Annotated in this window: 12 protein-coding genes; 3 read left to right on the forward strand and 9 right to left on the reverse strand. The window is 69.0% G+C overall.

The genetic code is table 11. From position 1 onward, the window contains the following. Positions 1-14: 14 nt before the first annotated feature. The 8 genes from ACIHFD_RS45925 to ACIHFD_RS45960 all read right to left on the reverse strand — a co-directional run bounded on the left by ACIHFD_RS45925 (position 15) and on the right by ACIHFD_RS45960 (position 9,875). The gene (locus ACIHFD_RS45925; RefSeq protein ID WP_355205051.1) at positions 15-998 is read right to left on the reverse strand and encodes a LacI family DNA-binding transcriptional regulator; all 984 of its coding nucleotides are present in this window, start codon (positions 996-998) and stop codon (positions 15-17) included. A gap of 63 nt (positions 999-1,061) precedes the next feature. Continuing rightward, entirely contained in the window at positions 1,062-2,321 is a 1,260-nt protein-coding gene (mmsB, locus tag ACIHFD_RS45930) for a multiple monosaccharide ABC transporter permease (protein WP_350741734.1), read from the reverse strand. After that, positions 2,318-3,850: a multiple monosaccharide ABC transporter ATP-binding protein gene (gene mmsA / locus ACIHFD_RS45935; protein ID WP_397372264.1), complete on the reverse strand. Its 1,533-nt coding sequence runs from the start codon at positions 3,848-3,850 to the stop codon at positions 2,318-2,320. Before mmsA ends, mmsB begins: the two co-directional genes overlap by 4 nt. 59 nt (positions 3,851-3,909) lie before the next feature. Further along, positions 3,910-5,025: a multiple monosaccharide ABC transporter substrate-binding protein gene (gene chvE / locus ACIHFD_RS45940; protein WP_363966434.1), complete on the reverse strand. Its 1,116-nt coding sequence runs from the start codon at positions 5,023-5,025 to the stop codon at positions 3,910-3,912. 192 nt (positions 5,026-5,217) lie between these two features. After that, complete coding sequence (gene yjfF / locus ACIHFD_RS45945) at positions 5,218-6,201, reverse strand: galactofuranose ABC transporter, permease protein YjfF (RefSeq protein ID WP_363966436.1); 984 nt, start codon at positions 6,199-6,201, stop codon at positions 5,218-5,220. Then, positions 6,198-7,211, reverse strand: a complete 1,014-nt coding sequence (locus tag ACIHFD_RS45950; protein ID WP_355204847.1) for an ABC transporter permease — start codon at positions 7,209-7,211, stop codon at positions 6,198-6,200. The genes yjfF and ACIHFD_RS45950 overlap by 4 nt, the downstream gene beginning before the upstream one ends. Next, positions 7,208-8,719, reverse strand: a complete 1,512-nt coding sequence (locus ACIHFD_RS45955; protein ID WP_397372265.1) for a sugar ABC transporter ATP-binding protein — start codon at positions 8,717-8,719, stop codon at positions 7,208-7,210. Before ACIHFD_RS45955 ends, ACIHFD_RS45950 begins: the two co-directional genes overlap by 4 nt. A gap of 184 nt (positions 8,720-8,903) precedes the next feature. Beyond that, positions 8,904-9,875, reverse strand: coding sequence for an ABC transporter substrate-binding protein (locus ACIHFD_RS45960; RefSeq protein ID WP_350741722.1), 972 nt, complete (start codon positions 9,873-9,875; stop codon positions 8,904-8,906). Between the two features lie 337 nt (positions 9,876-10,212). On the opposite strand from ACIHFD_RS45960, the gene ACIHFD_RS45965 reads away from it, so the two are divergent. Further along, positions 10,213-13,620, forward strand: a complete 3,408-nt coding sequence (locus ACIHFD_RS45965; protein WP_397372266.1) for an alpha-L-arabinofuranosidase C-terminal domain-containing protein — start codon at positions 10,213-10,215, stop codon at positions 13,618-13,620. Between the two features lie 39 nt (positions 13,621-13,659). Here ACIHFD_RS45965 and ACIHFD_RS45970 read toward each other — a convergent pair whose 3' ends face one another. Further along, on the reverse strand, positions 13,660-14,409 hold the full coding sequence (locus tag ACIHFD_RS45970; protein ID WP_397372267.1) for a metallophosphoesterase: 750 nt from the start codon (positions 14,407-14,409) through the stop codon (positions 13,660-13,662). A 78-nt stretch (positions 14,410-14,487) separates the two neighbouring features. Between ACIHFD_RS45970 and ACIHFD_RS45975 the strand changes: the two genes are divergently transcribed. Both ACIHFD_RS45975 and ACIHFD_RS45980 read left to right on the forward strand, forming a co-directional pair. Continuing rightward, complete coding sequence (locus ACIHFD_RS45975) at positions 14,488-15,954, forward strand: PLP-dependent aminotransferase family protein (RefSeq protein ID WP_397372268.1); 1,467 nt, start codon at positions 14,488-14,490, stop codon at positions 15,952-15,954. Between the two features lie 51 nt (positions 15,955-16,005). Then, entirely contained in the window at positions 16,006-16,209 is a 204-nt protein-coding gene (locus tag ACIHFD_RS45980; RefSeq protein ID WP_355204864.1) for a DUF4236 domain-containing protein, read from the forward strand. The last annotated feature ends 54 nt before the right edge of the window (positions 16,210-16,263 follow it).

A 16,263-nucleotide genomic window follows, 5' to 3' on the forward strand; every position in this document is an offset into this window, starting at 1 on the left:
GGCCTGCACATCATCTACCGCCGAGCCGAGGTACTCGACCTCACGACGAAGCTGGGAGGGACGACCAGGCGCTCGTACGCGGTGGGCCCGGCGTCGATCTGGCGCAGCAGCACCTCGATGCAGTGCCTGCCCACCACGTCGAAGTCCTGCCTGACCGTGGTGAGCGGCGGCGAGAAGAACTCCGACTCGGGGATGTCGTCGAAGCCCACCACGCTGATCTGGTCGGGCACCCGTACGCCCGCCTCGCTGAGCGCGCGCAGCACGCCGAGCGCCATCTGGTCGTTGCCGGCGAACACGGCCGTGACGCCCTCCATCGCCGCCAGGCTCTTGCCGGCCTCGTAACCCGCGCGCGGGCTCCAGTCACCGGCCAGCGGCTCGGGCACCGGACGGCCCGCCTCCTCCAGGGCCGCGCGCCAGCCCTCGATCCGGCCCTCGGTCTCCAGCCAGTCGGGGGCGCCGCTGACATGCCAGACGGTCTCGTGACCCAGCTCAAGGAGATGGCGGGTGGCAAGCCTGGCGCCCTGGACCTGGTCGATGCAGACCACCGACACGTCGGCGGCGTGAGTGCCCTCGACCGCGACCGCCGGCATGCCGCTCGGCAGGTTCTCCAGTGCGCGCCCGGCCGAGCGCTGCGGCGCGACCACCACGACCCCGTCCACGCCCTGCTCGGCGAGGTAGTCGATGGCGTCGCGCACGCTGGTCGCGTCGATGGACTTCAGGCTGACGATGCTCACGAAGTAGCCCGCGGTCCTGGCCGCCTGCTCGATGCCGTAGATCGTGCTGGCCGGGCCGTACAGCGTGGTGTCGAAGCTCACCACGCCGAGCGTCCTCGACCGCTTGGTGACCAGGGCGCGGGCGACCAGGTTACGTCGGTAGCCCAGCCGGGTGATCGCCTCCTCCACCCGGGCGCGGGTGTCCGCCCGGACGTTCGGGTGGTCGTTGAGCACCCGGGAGACCGTCTGGTGCGACACGCCCGCCTCCTTGGCCACATCGGCCATGACCGGCAGGCGGCGCTTGGGGGTCGTCACGGTCTCTCCTTTCGCTGGGCTCAGGGGATCTTACTAACGCGCGGCACCTGCCCTGCGCTTGGTCCACACGTCGAACGCGACGGCCGCCAGGAGGACCGCTCCCTTGACGAGCATGACCCGCTCGCTGGGCGAGCCGATCAGGGACATGCCGTTGTTGATGACCGCCATGATCAGACCGCCGGTGATGGCGCCGACCACCTTGCCGACGCCGCCCTGGACGGCCGCGCCGCCGATGAAGGCCGCGGCGATGGCGTCCAGCTCGAAGCTGTTACCGGCGGTGGGACCCGCCTGGTTGAGCCGGCCGGCGAAGATGATGCCGGCGATGGCCGACAGCACGCCCATGTTGACGAAGATCCAGAAGACCACCGACTTGACCTTCACGCCGGACATGACGGCCGCCTGGAGGTTGCCGCCGATGGCGTAGATCTGCCGGCCGAAGACCGTGCGGTTGGCCATCAGCGAGTAGCCGAGCACGAGCACCGCCAGCAGCACCAGCACCCACGGGAGGTTCTTGAAGCGGGCGAGCTGCACGACCAGGAAGAGGATCAGCGCGGCCCCCGCCGCCAGCTTCAGCACGAACAGCGCCATCGGCTCCACGGCCTGCCCGTAGCCCTGGCGCGCGTTGCGGGTGCGCCACTGGGAGGTCGCCATGCCGGCGATGGCCACGACGCCGATCAGCAGGCTGAACAGGTCGGCGCCGCCGAGCGGGCCGAGGCCGATGTTGCCGAGGTAGCCGTTGGTGAAGCCGTTGGCCAGCGTACGGACCTGGTCGGGGAACGGGCCGATGCCCTGGTTGCCCAGCACGGTCAGGGTCAGCGCCCTGAACAGCAGCATGCCGGCCAGCGTCACGATGAACGCCGGGATGCCGAAGTACGCGATCCAGTAGCCCTGCCAGGCCCCGATGAGCGCCCCGGCCACCAGCGTGACGAGCAGGGCCAGCGGCCACGGCCAGCCCATGTTCACCATGAGCACGGCCGCCAGAGCTCCCGTGACCGCCACCACCGAGCCGACCGACAGGTCGATGTGCCCGGCGATGATGATCAGGATCATGCCGATCGCGAGGATCAGGACGTAGGAGTTCTGGACGATGATGTTGGAGATGTTCTGCGGCGTGAGCATCGCGCCGTCGGTCAGCACCGAGAACAGCACGACGATCAGCGCGAAGGCGATGTAGATGCCGCTGGATCGCAGGTTGAGCGACACTCCGCCGAGCGACACCCTGCCCGGCTGCCGTGGAGCTCCTCCGTCGCCCTTGGCGCCGACCTCCACGTCGGTGGGCGTGATGCTACTCATTTTTCCTGTCCCTTGGTCATCAGGTACATGAGGTGTTCCTGGGTGGCCTCCTGGCGCGGCACCTCGCCGGTGATCCGGCCCTCGGAGAGGGTGTAGACGCGGTCGCACAGACCGAGCAGCTCGGGCAGCTCAGAAGAGATCACGAGCACGGCCTTGCCCTGGTCGGCCAGCCGGTTGATGATCGTGTAGATCTCGTACTTGGCGCCGACGTCGATGCCTCTGGTGGGCTCGTCGAGGATGAGCACGTCCGGCTCGGTCAGGATCCACTTGGAGAGCACGACCTTCTGCTGGTTGCCGCCGCTCAGCTTGCCCACGATGCTGTTGACCGTGGGCGCCTTGATGTTCATGCTCTTGTGGAACTGCTCGGCGACCTTGTACTCCTCGTTCTCGTTGACCCAGCCGCGCTTGGACAGCCCGGTGAGCCCGGCCGCCGAGATGTTGCGCTTGATGTCCTCGATGAGGTTGAGGCCGTACCTCTTGCGGTCCTCGGTGGCGTAGGCGATGCCGTGCTTGATCGCGTCCTGCACGTTGCGGATCTCGATCGGCTTGCCGTCCTTGAAGATCTTGCCGGAGATGTGCACCCCGTACGCGCGCCCGAACACGCTCATCGCGAGCTCGGTGCGCCCGGCGCCCATCAGCCCCGCGAGGCCGACGATCTCGCCCCGGCGCAGCGTGAGGGCGGCGCCGTCGACCACCTTCCGGCCCGGCTGGCTGGGGCTGTAGACCGTCCAGTCCTCGATGCGCAGCACCTCGTCGCCGATGGTCGGCTCGTGCGGCGGGAAGCGGTTGTCGAGCGCCCGGCCGACCATGCCGGCGATGATGCGGTCCTCGGTGACTGTGTCGGTGGCCATGTCGAGGGTCTCGATCGTCTGCCCGTCGCGGATGATCGTGACGGAGTCGGCGATGGCGGTGACCTCGTTCAGCTTGTGAGAGATGATCACGCAGGTGATGCCCTCGTCCCGCAGGCCGCGCAGCAGGTCGAGCAGGTGGGCCGAGTCGTCGTCGTTGAGGGCGGCGGTCGGCTCGTCGAGGATGAGCAGCTTCACCTCCTTCGAGAGCGCCTTGGCGATCTCGACGAGCTGCTGCTTGCCCACGCCGATGTCGGCGATCGGCGTCGTCGGGTTCTCACGCAGGCCGACCCGCTTCATCAGCTCGCCGGCCTCGTAGTTGGTGCGGTTCCAGTCGATGAAGCCGCGCTTGGCGCGCTCGTTGCCGAGGAAGATGTTCTCGGCGATCGACAGCTGCGGGCTGAGCGCCAGCTCCTGGTGGATGATGACGATGCCGGCGTGCTCGCTGTCGCGGATGCCGCCGAACTCGACCGTCCTGCCCTCGAAGGTGATCTCGCCGTCGTACTCGCCGTGCGGGTAGACCCCGGAAAGCACCTTCATCAGCGTCGACTTGCCGGCGCCGTTCTCGCCGCAGATCGCGTGGATCTCGCCCCGCCGGACAGACAGGTTGACGTTCTGCAGCGCCTTGACGCCGGGGAACGTCTTGGTGATCCCGCTCATCCGCAAGATGTGCTCGGTCATATTTCCCTCGCTCAGAGAGGAAGCCCCGGGGACCCCTGGGGTCCCCGGGGCTCTGGCCCTTACTTGAGCTGGTCCTCGGTGTAGTAGTTGCCGCCGATGATGACTTCCTTGTAGTTGCTCTTGTCCACGATCACCGGGTCGAGCAGGTACGACGGGACGACCTTGTTGCCGTTGTCGTAGTCCTTCTCGTTGTTGACCTCGGGCTTCTGGCCCTTGAGCACGGAGTCGGCCATCTTCACCGTCTGCTCGGCGAGCTTGCGGGTGTCCTTGAAGATGGTGGAGTACTGCTCACCGGCGATGATCGACTTCACCGACGCGAGCTCGGCGTCCTGACCGGTCACGATCGGGTAGGGCTGGCCGCTGGTGCCGTAGCCGGAGCTCTTGAGCGCCGACAGGATGCCGATCGACAGACCGTCGTACGGCGACAGCACGCCGTCCACCTTCTTGCCGCCGTAGGTCTTGGTGAGGATGTCCTCCATGCGCTTCTGCGCCGTGGCGGGGTCCCACCGCAGGATCGCGGCCTGCTTGAAGTCGGTCTGACCGCTCGCGATCTTCAGGGTGCCGTCGTCGATCTTCGGCTTGAGCACCGACATGGCGCCGTTCCAGAAGAACGTGGCGTTGTTGTCGTCGGGCGAGCCGCCGAACAGCTCGACGTTGAACGGGCCCTTCTTGCCGTCCTCGACGCCGAGGCCCTTGAGCAGCGAGGTCGCCTGCTGCACGCCGACCTTGAAGTTGTCGAACGTGGCGTAGTAGTCGACGTTCGGGCTGTTGCGGATCAGACGGTCATAGGCGATGACCGGGATCTTGTTGTCGGCGGCCTGCTGGAGCTGGGAGGTGATGGCGGTGCCGTCGATCGAGGCGATGATCAGGAGCTTGGCGCCCTTGGTGATCTGGTTCTCGATCTGGTTGGCCTGCGTCGGGATGTCGTTCTCCGCGTACTGGAGGTCGACCTTGTAGCCCAGCTTCTCCAGCTGCTGCTTGACGTTGTCGCCGTCGTGGATCCAGCGCTCCGACGACTTCGTGGGCATGGTGACGCCGATCAGGGCGCCCCCGCTTCCGGCGGAGGCCGAGGCGGATGCCTGGGCGTCGACGGTCTTCGTGCTCGACCCGCAGGCCGTCATCGTCGCGGCGAGCGCGATGACGGATACCACGCCCCCGATTCGTCCCAACCTCATGTCATCTCCTTGCGATGGGGGTCCGGCAGCGCTGGACGCGGCAACTGCCGGTAGAGCGAGGAATTCGATTACAGAAAGTAACGAATCAGAACATAATTCTCGTTCGCTTCCGCCGATTGTTATCGCTAACAACGCTCGTGTCAACGGGCAGGCATAACCTACCGGAAACTTTCAGGTAACTTTCACCGCAGGTCAGCGCCTCGCACGGGCCGAAAAAAGGCGCTGCAGCAAGATGAAGACGAAGAGCAACATTCCGATGAAGATCTTGGTCCACCATGAGGACAGTGTCCCCTCGAAACTGATGATCGTCTGGATCAGGCCCAGCACGAGCACCCCGAGGACGGTGCCCAGCAGGAAGCCGCTGCCGCCGGTCAGGAGGGTGCCGCCGATGACGACCGCCGCGATCGCGTCCAGCTCCATGCCCACGGCGTGCAGCCCGTAGCCGGAGAGCATGTAGAACGACAGCAGCACGCCGCCCAGTGCCGAGCAGAACCCGCTGATCGTGTAGACCGCGATCTTCGTCCGGCCCACGGGCAGCCCCATCAGCAGCGCGGACTGCTCGCTGCCGCCGGTCGCGTACACCGCGCGGCCGAGGCGGGTGTAGTGCAGCACGTACGCCGCCACCAGCACGACCACCACGGCGATGATCACACTGGGTGATATCCACATGTCGGCGAACAGGTCGATCCTCGCCTGCGCGAACGCCGTGAAGGTGGGATCGTTGATCGGGATCGAGTCCGTGCCGATCGTGTAACACAGCCCCCGCGCCAGGAACATGCCCGCCAGCGTCACGATGAACGGCTGGATGTCGAAGGCGTGCACGATGTACCCCATCACCAGCCCCAGCCCCGACCCGATGACCAACACCAGCGGGATCACCAGGTACGGCGGCCACCCCGGCCCCGCCATGAGGCTGGCCGAGATCATCGTGGACAGCGCCACCACCGACCCCACCGACAGGTCGATGCCCCCGGTCAGGATCACGAACGTCATCCCGACGGCCACCACCAGCAGGAAGGCGTTGTCGATGAAGACGTTGAGCACCACCTGCCCGCTGGCGAACCCCTCGTAGCGGATCCCGCCGACCACGAACATGGCCAGGAACAGACACCCGGTCACGAGGACCGGCAAATACTTGGCGGGCACGCTCGCCCGCCCGATCGTCAGCGTGCTCATGTGGTCACTCGCACCTTCTCCTCGGCCACCGGACCGGCGGGCGCGGCGCGGCCGCGTCTGCGGAACGCCTTCTCACGGAAGGACGGGGACTGGATGAGGCAGACCGCCGTCACGACCAGCGCCTTGAACAGCAGCGTGGTCTCCGGTGGCACGCCGATCGAGTAGATCGTCGTGGTCAGGGTCTGAATGATCAGCGCGCCCAGCACGGTGCCGCCGAGCGAGAACCGGCCGCCGGACAGCGACGTGCCGCCGATCACGACGGCCAGGATGGCGTCCAGCTCGATCCACAGGCCGGCGTTGTTGCCGTCGGCGCTGGAGACGTTCGAGCTGATCATCAGCCCGGCCACGCCCGCGCACAGCGCGGCGAACGCGTACACCATGATGATGATCCCGCGTGCCCTGATGCCCGCCAGCCGGCTGGCCTCGGCGTTGCCGCCGACCGACTCGATCAGCATGCCCAGCGCCAGCCGCCGGGTGAGGAACGCGGTGATCGCCAGCACGCCGAGCACGATGATGATGCCGAACGGCACGGTCAGCCAGTAGCCGCCGCCGATCACCTTGTACGCCGGGCTGTTGACGGTGATGATCTGCCCGTCGGTGATGAGCTGAGCCAGGCCGCGCCCAGCGACCATGAGGATGAGCGTGGCGATGATCGGCTGGATGCCGACGGTCGCGACCAGGAACCCGTTCCAGGCGCCCAGCACCAGGCAGAGCCCGAGCGCGGCCGCCACGGCGGTGAACACGCTCGCGTCCTCGCTGATCTGCAGGCAGGCCAGCGCCCCCGAGATCGCCACCACCGAGCCCACCGACAGGTCGATGCCGCCGGTGGCGATGACCAGCGTCATCCCGAGCGAGACCAGGATCAGCGGGGCGCCGAAGCGCAGGATGTCGATCAGGCTCCCGTACAGGTGGCCTTCCCTGACCTGGATCGAGAAGAAGCTGGGCGTGAAGAACACGTTCAGCGCCAGCAGCAGTACGAGGACCACCACCGGCCAGAGCAGCCGCCTCATGAGGTCCGGCCTCCGCTCGCGATCGTTTCCATGAGCACGTCCGTCGTGAGCTCGTCGTCGTTGGGCAGCTCGGCCACCAGCCGCCGGTCGCGCAGCACCTCGACCTTGTGGCTGAGCCGCAGCACCTCCTCCAGCTCGGCCGAGATGAACAGCACCGCCATGCCGCCGTCGGACAGCTCGGCCACCAGGCGCTGGATCTCGGTCTTCGCCCCGACGTCGATGCCCCGGGTGGGCTCGTCCAGGATGAGCAGGCGCGGCTCGAGGATGAGCCATCTGGCCAGCACGACCTTCTGCTGGTTGCCGCCGCTGAGGTTGCGTACGAGGTGCTCGGGGTTGGGCGGGCTGATCTTCAGGGCCTTGACGTACCTGCCGACCAGCTCGTCCTGCTGCTCGCGCGGCACCGGCCTGGTCCAGCCCCTGGTCGCCTGGAGGGCGAGGATGATGTTCTCGCGCACGGTCAGGTCGGGGATGAGGCCGTCGGCCTTGCGGTTCTCGGAGCAGAACGCGATCTTGTGGTTCATGGCCGCGCGGGGCGTGCGCAACGACGCCGGGGTCCCGCCGACCGCGATCTCGCCCGTGCCCGCGTGGTCGGCGCCGAACAGCAGCCGCGCGATCTCCGTACGGCCGGAGCCGAGCAGCCCGGCCAGGCCCACCACCTCGCCCTCGTGGATCGTGAGCGTGAACGGCTCGATGGCTCCCGGCCGGCCCAGCTCGCGCGCCTCGACCAGCGGCCGGTCGAAGACCTTGGCCTCGCCGTGCAGCCGTTCCAGCGCGGCCAGCTCCTGGCCGATCATCTTGGCGACCAGCTCGACCTGCGGGAGCCGATCGGTGAGGTACTCGCCGACGAGCCTGCCGTTGCGCAGGATCGTCATGCGGTCCGAGATCTCGTAGATCTGGTCGAGGAAGTGGGAGACGAAGAGGATGGCGATGCCCTCCTCCTTCAGCCGCCTCATCACCCGGAAGAGCTGCTCGACCTCGTCGGCGTCCAGGCTGGAGGTGGGCTCGTCCAGGATGAGCACCCTCGCCTCGATGTCGATCGCCCGCGCGATGGCCACCATCTGCTGGACGGCCAGCGAGTACGTCGACAGCGGCGCCGCCACGTCCACGCTCAGCTCCAGCCGGGACAGCAGCTCGGCGGCCCTGGTGCGCATCCGTTTCCAGTCGATACGGCCCCTTTTCCGGGGCTCGCGGCCGATGAAGATGTTCTCGGCCACCGAGAGGTTCGTGCAGAGGTTGACCTCCTGGTAGACCGTGCTGATGCCGGCCTGCTGCGCCTCCAGGGGGCTGCCGAACGCGACGGGCGCGCCGCCCAGCTCGATGGTGCCCGCGTCGGCGGGGTGGACGCCGGTGAGCACCTTGATCAGGGTGGACTTGCCCGCGCCGTTCTCTCCCATGAGCGCGTGCACCTCGCCCGGTAGCAGCCGCAGGTCGACGCCATCCAGGGCCTTCACGCCAGGGAACTGCTTGCCGATCCCGCTCATCGTCAGGACCGGCGCGGGTGTGACCATGTCTCTCCTCATATGGCAGGAAAACCGCCGCCTTGCCTCGTCACTACGCCTCCCTTGCGCCCCGGTCCAGGGCCCGGGGGCATCCGGAAGGACGGCCGCGCCCCCGCACTCCGACCGGTGGGAGCACCCAGCCGGAGCACGGAGGCCCCAGCCGGAGTACGGAGGCGCGCAGCCGGAAGGCGGGTCAGTACTGGCGGGAGGAGAGGACCTGCTTGGCCTGCTCCTGCGTGAACGTGGTCTCCTCGGTCACCACGCGGGCCGGCACCTGCTCACCCTTGACGACCTTCTTGGCCAGGTCCATGAGCTGCGGGCCGAGCAGCGGCGAGCACTCGACGATGTAGTTGATCTTCCCGTCGGCGAGCGCCTGCATGCCGTCCTTGACGGCGTCCACGGTGATGATCTTGATGTCCTTGCCGGGCACCTTGCCCGCGCCCTCGATGGCCTCGATCGCGCCCAGGCCCATGTCGTCGTTGTGGGCGTAGAGGACGTCGATGTCCGGGTTCGACTTCAGGAAGGCCTCCATGACCTCCTTGCCCTTGGCCCTGGTGAAGTCGCCGGTCTGCGAGGCGATGATCTTGAACTTGGGATCGGCCCCGATGACCCCCTGGAAGCCGGACTTGCGGTCGTTGGCCGGGGCCGAGCCCGTCGTGCCCTGCAACTCGACGATGTTCACCGGGTCCTTGGCGTCCTTGTACTCGTTCACCAGCCACTGGCCGGCCTTCTTGCCCTCCTCGACGAAGTCCGAGCCGAGGAAGGTCTTGTAGAGGGAGGTGTCCTTGGAGTCCACGGCGCGGTCGGTCAGGATGACCGGGATCTTCGCGTCCTTGGCCTCCTTGAGCACCGTGTCCCAGCCGGACTCCACCACCGGCGAGAAGGCGATGATGTCCACCTTCTGCTGGATGTAGGAGCGGATAGCCTTGATCTGGTTCTCCTGCTTCTGCTGGGCGTCGGAGAACTTGAGCGTGATGCCCGCGGTCTTGGCCGAGTCCTGCACGGACTTGGTGTTCGCGGTACGCCACCCGCTCTCCGCGCCCACCTGGGAGAAGCCCATGGTGATCGAGCCGCCGCCACCGCCGCCGCCACCGCCGCTGCCGCAGGCGGTCATGGACATCGCGGTCAGACCGGCGAGAACTAAAGCCGAGATCCTCTTCAACACGTGGGGGGTTCCCTTCTCATGTGAGCGCTAACATCCCAACGCGGGACGCCGGCGCCTTCCTGCCTTGCGCAACGGCCTACGCACCGGCCACACCGGTCCCCGAGGGCGTCGCCGACGCCTACTTTTCGATGTGCTGAGGATGCTTGAAGTGCTTGGTGAGCTCGCCCCGACTGTGAACGTTAACAACCGGTCTCGTCAAGGGGCCGCCTGATTACGGTCGGATCACATGGGCTGGGCCTTGACGAGGGTCTGGGCCAGTCCTTAACTTGTCGCGGATCGCCGTTGTTAACGCTCACTTGCCTTGTTAACGCTAACAACCTTGAGGAGCCCCCCACTCATGACGCGAATCGCCTTATCCGCCCTGCTCCTGGCGGCCTCGCTGGTGGCGCCACCGCCGGCGACCGCGGCGGCCTCGCTTGCCGAGCCCATCCCGGACGGCGCCGTGGTCGACCAGTTCGACGGCACCACGCTCGGCGAGGACTGGACGGTGTTGTCACCGGACAGCTCCCGCTGGTCGCTGTCGGGCGGTGCGCTGCGCGTGGAGAGCCTGACCGGCGACACGTACCAGGGCACCAACACCGCCAGGAACCTCTTCCTCGTGGACGTCCCCGCCGGCGACTTCGAGGTGGTCACCAAGCTGAGCGCCCCGGTCGCGCTGGACTACCAGAGCGCGGGCCTGCTGGCCTGGCAGGACTGGGACAACTACGTACGCGCCGGGCTCGCCCACGTCGGGTCCGCGGGCGGGCCGGTGATCGAGACGGACACCGAGGTCGGGGCCTCGTTCAACGCGAGCTTCGCGGCCCGGCCCGGCTCGACCGGCGAGATCGTCAAGCTGGCCAGGACCGGCGACGAGTTCGTCTCCTCGTACTGGGACGGCTCGGCCTGGGTGCAGGCGGCCAAGGTGAGCGCGAAGCTGGACGTCAAGCAGCTCGGCCTGTTCGCGCTGTCGGCGCAGAACGGCACGTCGATGACGGCGGCGTTCGACTACATCGCGATCAAGGTGAGCGAGGGCAGGCCGGTGGTGCCGTCCGGGGCGTTCACGCTGCGCTCCGGCTCGCTGCCGTACCTGTCGGCCGGCCCGTCGGGGGTGGTGCGGGCGTCGGCGAAGGCGGGGATGACCAGCCTGGCCCTGACGGCCACGGTCGCCGGTGACGGCGTGACGCTGAAGGACGTGGCGAGCGGCGAATTCCTGCGGGTCGCCACCGGGAAGGTGCGGCTGGGCGGGACCGCGTCGGTCTTCCGGCTCAAGGACGCGGGCGGCGGCAAGGTCGTGCTCTCCTCGGGCGGCCAGAACGTCTCCGTCGGCGACGGCACCCTGGTCGTGGGGAGCGCGATCACGAAGTTCAGGGTCGAGGGCTACAGCTCGGGCAAGCTGGCCGTGGACACCGGGGCCAGGGGCACCGAGGTCAGCCCCGACCTCTACGGGGTCTTCTACGAGGACATCAACCACGCCGCCGACGGCGGGCTCTACGCCGAGCTGGTGCAGAACCGCTCGTTCGAGTTCAACAGCGTGGACGAGCCCTCCTACACGGGCCTGACCGCGTGGTCCAAGGCCGAACGCGGCGCCACCGCCGAGCTCGCGATCGGCACCGACCGGCCGCTGAACGCCGCCAACCGCAACTACCTGCGGCTCGACGTGACCGGCGACGGCACCGCGGGCGCGAGCAACGCCGGGTTCAACCGCGGCATCCCCGTGAAGCAGGGCAAGCGGTACGACGTGTCGCTCTGGGCCAGGCGTGACGCGGCGGGGCCGCTGACGGTCTCGGTGGAGAGCGGCTCCACCGTACTCGGTACGGCCACGCTGCGGGTGAAGGCCGGCGGCTGGGCGAAGTACACCGCGTCGTTCACGGCCTCGGGGACGACGGACGCGGGGCGGCTGGTGGTGCTGGCGCCGGGCGGCCGGACCGACCTGGACATGGTGTCGCTGTTCCCGCGTGACACGTTCAAGGGGCACGGCATGCGGACGGACCTGGCCAGGATGGTCGCCGGCCTGAAGCCCAGGTTCCTGCGCTTCCCCGGCGGGTGCGTGACGAACGTCGGCACGTACGACCCGTACGCGGACAACCAGGACCGGCGGCGCATCTACCAGTGGAAGGAGACGATCGGCCCGGTCGAGGAGCGGCCCACCAACTTCAACTTCTGGGGCTACAACCAGTCCTACGGCCTCGGCTACTACGAGTACTTCCAGTTCGCCGAGGACATCGGGGCGCGGGCGCTGCCGGTGCTGTCGGTGGGCGTGAACGGGTGCGGCGAGAACCGGCCGCTGACCGACGAGGCCAAGCTGGCCCGGTGGGTGCAGGACACGCTCGACCTGATCGAGTTCGCCAACGGGCCGGTCACCTCGGAGTGGGGCGGGAAGCGGGCCCGGCTCGGGCATCCGAAGCCGTTCGGGCTGGAGTACATCGGGCTCGGGAACGAGGAGATCTACCCCGAGTTCTTCGCGAACTACCCGAAGTTCGCGGACGCCATCAGGGCCAGGTACCCGGACGTCAAGATCATCAGCAACGCGGGGCAGACGTCACAGGGCGCCTGGTTCGACCGGATGTGGCAGTTCGCCCGCGACCAGAAGGCCGACCTCGTCGACGAGCACTACTACAACAGCCCGGAGTGGTTCCTGACCAACAACCACCGCTACGACGCCTATGACCGCGGCGGGCCGAAGGTGTTCGTGGGCGAGTACGCCTCGCGCGGCAACACGTGGCACAACGCGCTGGCGGAGGCGTCGTACATGACGGGCCTGGAGCGCAACTCCGACGTCGTGCGGCTGGCGTCGTACGCGCCGCTGCTGGCCAACGTGGACTACGTGGACTGGACGCCGGACCTCATCTGGTTCGACAACGACCAGGTCTACGGCTCGCCGAACTACTACGTGCAGCGCCTCTTCTCCGCCAACGTCGGCGACCGGGTGCTGCCCAGCACCTTTACGGGCGAGGGCAGGACGGTCGAGGACATCGGCGGCGCGGTGGGGCTCGGCGCGTGGAACACCGCCGTCCGGTACGACGACGTGAAGGTCACCGCGGCCGACGGGACCACGCTGCTGGCGGACGACTTCTCGGCCGGAGCCGGCAAGTGGACCCCCGGCCTGGGGACCTGGGCCGTGCAGGATGGCGCCTACGCGCAGACCGCCCAGGTGACGGACGCCAGGTCCACGGCGGGCTCGGCCGGCTGGTCGAACTACACGATGGAGGTCACCGCCAGGAAGACCGCCGGGGCCGAGGGCTTCCTGATCATGTTCGGGGTCAAGGACACCGGCAACTTCTACTGGTGGAACCTCGGCGGCTGGGGCAACACCCAGTCCGCCGTAGAGAAGGCCGCCACCGGCGCCAAGTCGTCGATCGCCACCTCCGCCACCACGATCGAGACCGGCCGCGACTACCAGATCAAGATCCAGGTGAGCGGGCGGCGGATCACGACCTGGCTGGACGGGCAGAAGATCAACGACTTCGTGGACGACGCCGTCGTGGAGCCGCTCTACCAGGTGGTGTCCAGGGACGGGAAGTCCGTGACGCTCAAGGTCGTCAACGTGCAGGACACGTCCGTACGCGGCAGTGTGGACCTCGGCTCGGCGCGGTTCCGGCCGGTCGCCACGGTGACCACGCTGACGGGCTCGCCGTCCGACACGAACTCGCTCTCCGAGCCGGAACGGGTGGCGCCGGTGGAGCGGCAGGTGCCCGGCTTCTCCTCGGCCTTCACCTACGACTTCCCCGCGCACTCGGTGACGTTCGTACGGCTGACCGAGCGATGACGGCGCGGGCGGGCCTCCACCTGGAGGCCCGCCCGGCGGCTACGCGACGACCCGGTAGTGCGTGGTCATCCGGCCCGTGTCGTCGAGCACGTGGAACGCGATCGCCGGCGGGAGGTCGTAGTCCGCGCAGTTGGCGAACGTCGTGCCGCCCTCCCACGGCAGCTTCAGCGTGGACACGACGCCGGGGGCGGCCAGCAGCGGGCGGCCGGCGAAGGTGGTGGCGGCGCCCGTGTGGGCGTGGCCGACCAGCACGGCGGGGACGTCCGGATGCCGCCCGAGCAGCTCTTCCAGGGGCTCGGACCGGTGCAGCCTGATGCCGTCGACCACCTGGCTGTGCAGCAGCGTGGGCGGGTGGTGGAAGGCCACGAACACCGGCCGGTCCGCGCCCGCGAGCACGTCGTCCAGCCAGGCCAGCGTCTCGTCGTCCAGGTGGCCCGAGTCCTCGCCGGGGATGGAGGAGTCGCACATGGCGTAGACGGCCCTGTCCGTGCGCAGGACCTGGTTGATCGGGCCCGCGCCGCCGCTCTGGTCGCCCAGCAGGACGCGGCGGAACTGCTCCCGCACGTCGTGGTTGCCCGGGCCGACCAGGACGGGGTGGCGGGAGGAGAGCAGCTTGCGCGCCTCCTCGTACTCCTCGGGGAGGCCGTGGTCGGCGATGTCGCCGGTGACGAGCACGGCGTCGAGGTCGGCGGGGAGCGCGTCGAGGTAGCGCATGACGGAGGTGGCGCGGTCGACGCTCTGGGGCGTCGCGCCGATGTGGATGTCGCTCAGGTGAGCGATCACGATCATGTTGACGTCGTCCTTCCGGGTTCTGCCTGCTCACCTACCGTAGGCCCGGGTACCGGACCATGCGTAAGATCCGGTTCTGTGCGGAAAGATTGGGCCGGTTTCGGGGTGGACCTGCATCTGGAGGTCTCCACCGGCGGCGGGCGGCGGCGCGGGCTGGAGGAGGCGCTGCGGCAGGCGGTCCGGGACGGGCGGCTGCCGCGCGGCACGCGGCTGCCTTCGACGCGGTCGCTGGCGGCGGAGCTGGGGCTGTCGCGCGGCACGGTGAGCGCGGCCTACGACCAGCTCGTCGCCGAGGGCTACCTGGCCACCCGGCCGGGCTCGGCCACCGAGGTCGCCGACGTGTCCCCCACCACGCCGACCCGTCCGGAACCGCCGTCCGAGCCCTTCCCGGGGCCGGGCCACAACCTGCGGCCGACGTCCGAGCCCTCCCCCGGGCTGGGGTATGACCTACGGCTGCCGGCCGGACCCCCCGCGACGCCGCTGCATGACCTGCGGCCCGGGCAGCCCGACGTGTCGGCGTTTCCGGCGCGGGCGTGGTTGCGGGCCACCCGGCACGTGCTCTCCACAGCACCCGCCGAGGTCCTCGGCCCGTGCGACCCGCGCGGCCGGATCGAGCTGCGGGCGGCGCTGGCCGGCTACCTCGCCAGGACGCGCGGGGTGATCACCACGCCGGACCTGATCGTGGTCACGACGGGGTTCGTCCAGGCGCTCAACCTGCTCGTCCAGGTGATCGACGGCCCGATCGCCACGGAGGAGCCGGGGCACGACTTCTACCGCGAGGTGCTGCGCCGTGCCGGGCGCGAGACCGTACCGCTGCCCGTGGACGGGCTGGGCGCCCAGGTGGACACCCTCACCGGCGCCACGGCGGCGGCCGTCGTCACGCCCGCGCACCAGTACCCCACGGGCGTGCCCCTGCACCCCGCCCGCCGCCGCGCGCTGCGCGAGTGGGGCGGGCTCGTCGTGGAGGACGACTACGACGGGGAGTTCCGCTACGACCGGCAGCCGGTCGGCGCGTTCCAGGGGACCGCGCCCGATCGGGTCGTGTACGTCGGCACCACCTCCGAGTCCCTCGCCCCGGCCCTGCGCCTGGGCTGGATGGTGGTGCCGCCCTCCTTGATCGGCCCCGTGGCCGAGGCCAAGCTGCACACCGACACCCACACCGAGGTGCTCGGCCAGCTCGTGCTGGCGAGGCTGATCGAGACCCACGACTACGACCGCCACATCCGCGCCGCCCGCCTGCGCTACCGCCGCCGCCGCGAGCTGCTGCTCGCCCGGCTCGGCCCCGGGCCCGGCCAGCCGCTGCCCGGCGTCGCCCTGCCCGGGGTGGCCGCGGGGCTGCGCGCGCTCCTCCGGCTCCCGGAGGAGGGTCCCGCCGAAGGGGACCTGCTGGCCGAGTGCGAGCGCAGGGGCATCGCGCTGCGCGCCGCCTCCCCGCTCTGGCGCGGCGACGGCCCCGGCGGCCTGCTCATCGGGTACGCCGCCGCGTCCGAACGCGCCTACCCGCACGCCCTCGAAGCCCTGGCCCGAGTACTCGCCGGAACCTGACGGCGGCCCCGTCCGTTGTCAGGGTGAGCGCACAAACGGCGAAGGAGGGACATGGGCTGGCACTACCGCAAGACCATCAAGGTGGGCCCGTTCCGGATCAACCTGTCACGTCGCGGCGTCGGCCACAGCTACGGCAACCGCCGCTTCCACGTCACGACCACTCCCGACGGCCGCCGCCACGTCTCCGTGCACCTGCCCGGCGGCTTCCACCTCGGCAAGTCGTTCGGCGGCCGGCGCCACCGCGGACATTACTGACCCAAGGCGGTCGATCGACCGCTCGACATAGACGGGCCGGAGGCGGCAAAGCCT

The sequence above is a fragment of the Nonomuraea sp. NPDC051941 genome (assembly GCF_044593615.1).

Excerpts from the sequence above, each read along its gene's own strand:
- mmsB (WP_350741734.1), bottom strand. The coding sequence starts at position 2,321 with ATGAGTAGCATCACGCCCACCGACGTGGAGGTCGGCGCCAAGGGCGAC.
- chvE (WP_363966434.1), bottom strand. The coding sequence starts at position 5,025 with ATGAGGTTGGGACGAATCGGGGGCGTGGTATCCGTCATCGCGCTCGCC.
- ACIHFD_RS45980 (WP_355204864.1), top strand. The coding sequence starts at position 16,006 with ATGGGCTGGCACTACCGCAAGACCATCAAGGTGGGCCCGTTCCGGATC.
- ACIHFD_RS45970 (WP_397372267.1), bottom strand. The coding sequence starts at position 14,409 with ATGATCGTGATCGCTCACCTGAGCGACATCCACATCGGCGCGACGCCC.
- ACIHFD_RS45965 (WP_397372266.1), top strand. The coding sequence starts at position 10,213 with ATGACGCGAATCGCCTTATCCGCCCTGCTCCTGGCGGCCTCGCTGGTG.
- ACIHFD_RS45955 (WP_397372265.1), bottom strand. The coding sequence starts at position 8,719 with ATGGTCACACCCGCGCCGGTCCTGACGATGAGCGGGATCGGCAAGCAG.
- yjfF (WP_363966436.1), bottom strand. The coding sequence starts at position 6,201 with ATGAGCACGCTGACGATCGGGCGGGCGAGCGTGCCCGCCAAGTATTTG.
- mmsA (WP_397372264.1), bottom strand. The coding sequence starts at position 3,850 with ATGACCGAGCACATCTTGCGGATGAGCGGGATCACCAAGACGTTCCCC.
- ACIHFD_RS45925 (WP_355205051.1), bottom strand. The coding sequence starts at position 998 with ATGGCCGATGTGGCCAAGGAGGCGGGCGTGTCGCACCAGACGGTCTCC.
- ACIHFD_RS45950 (WP_355204847.1), bottom strand. The coding sequence starts at position 7,211 with ATGAGGCGGCTGCTCTGGCCGGTGGTGGTCCTCGTACTGCTGCTGGCG.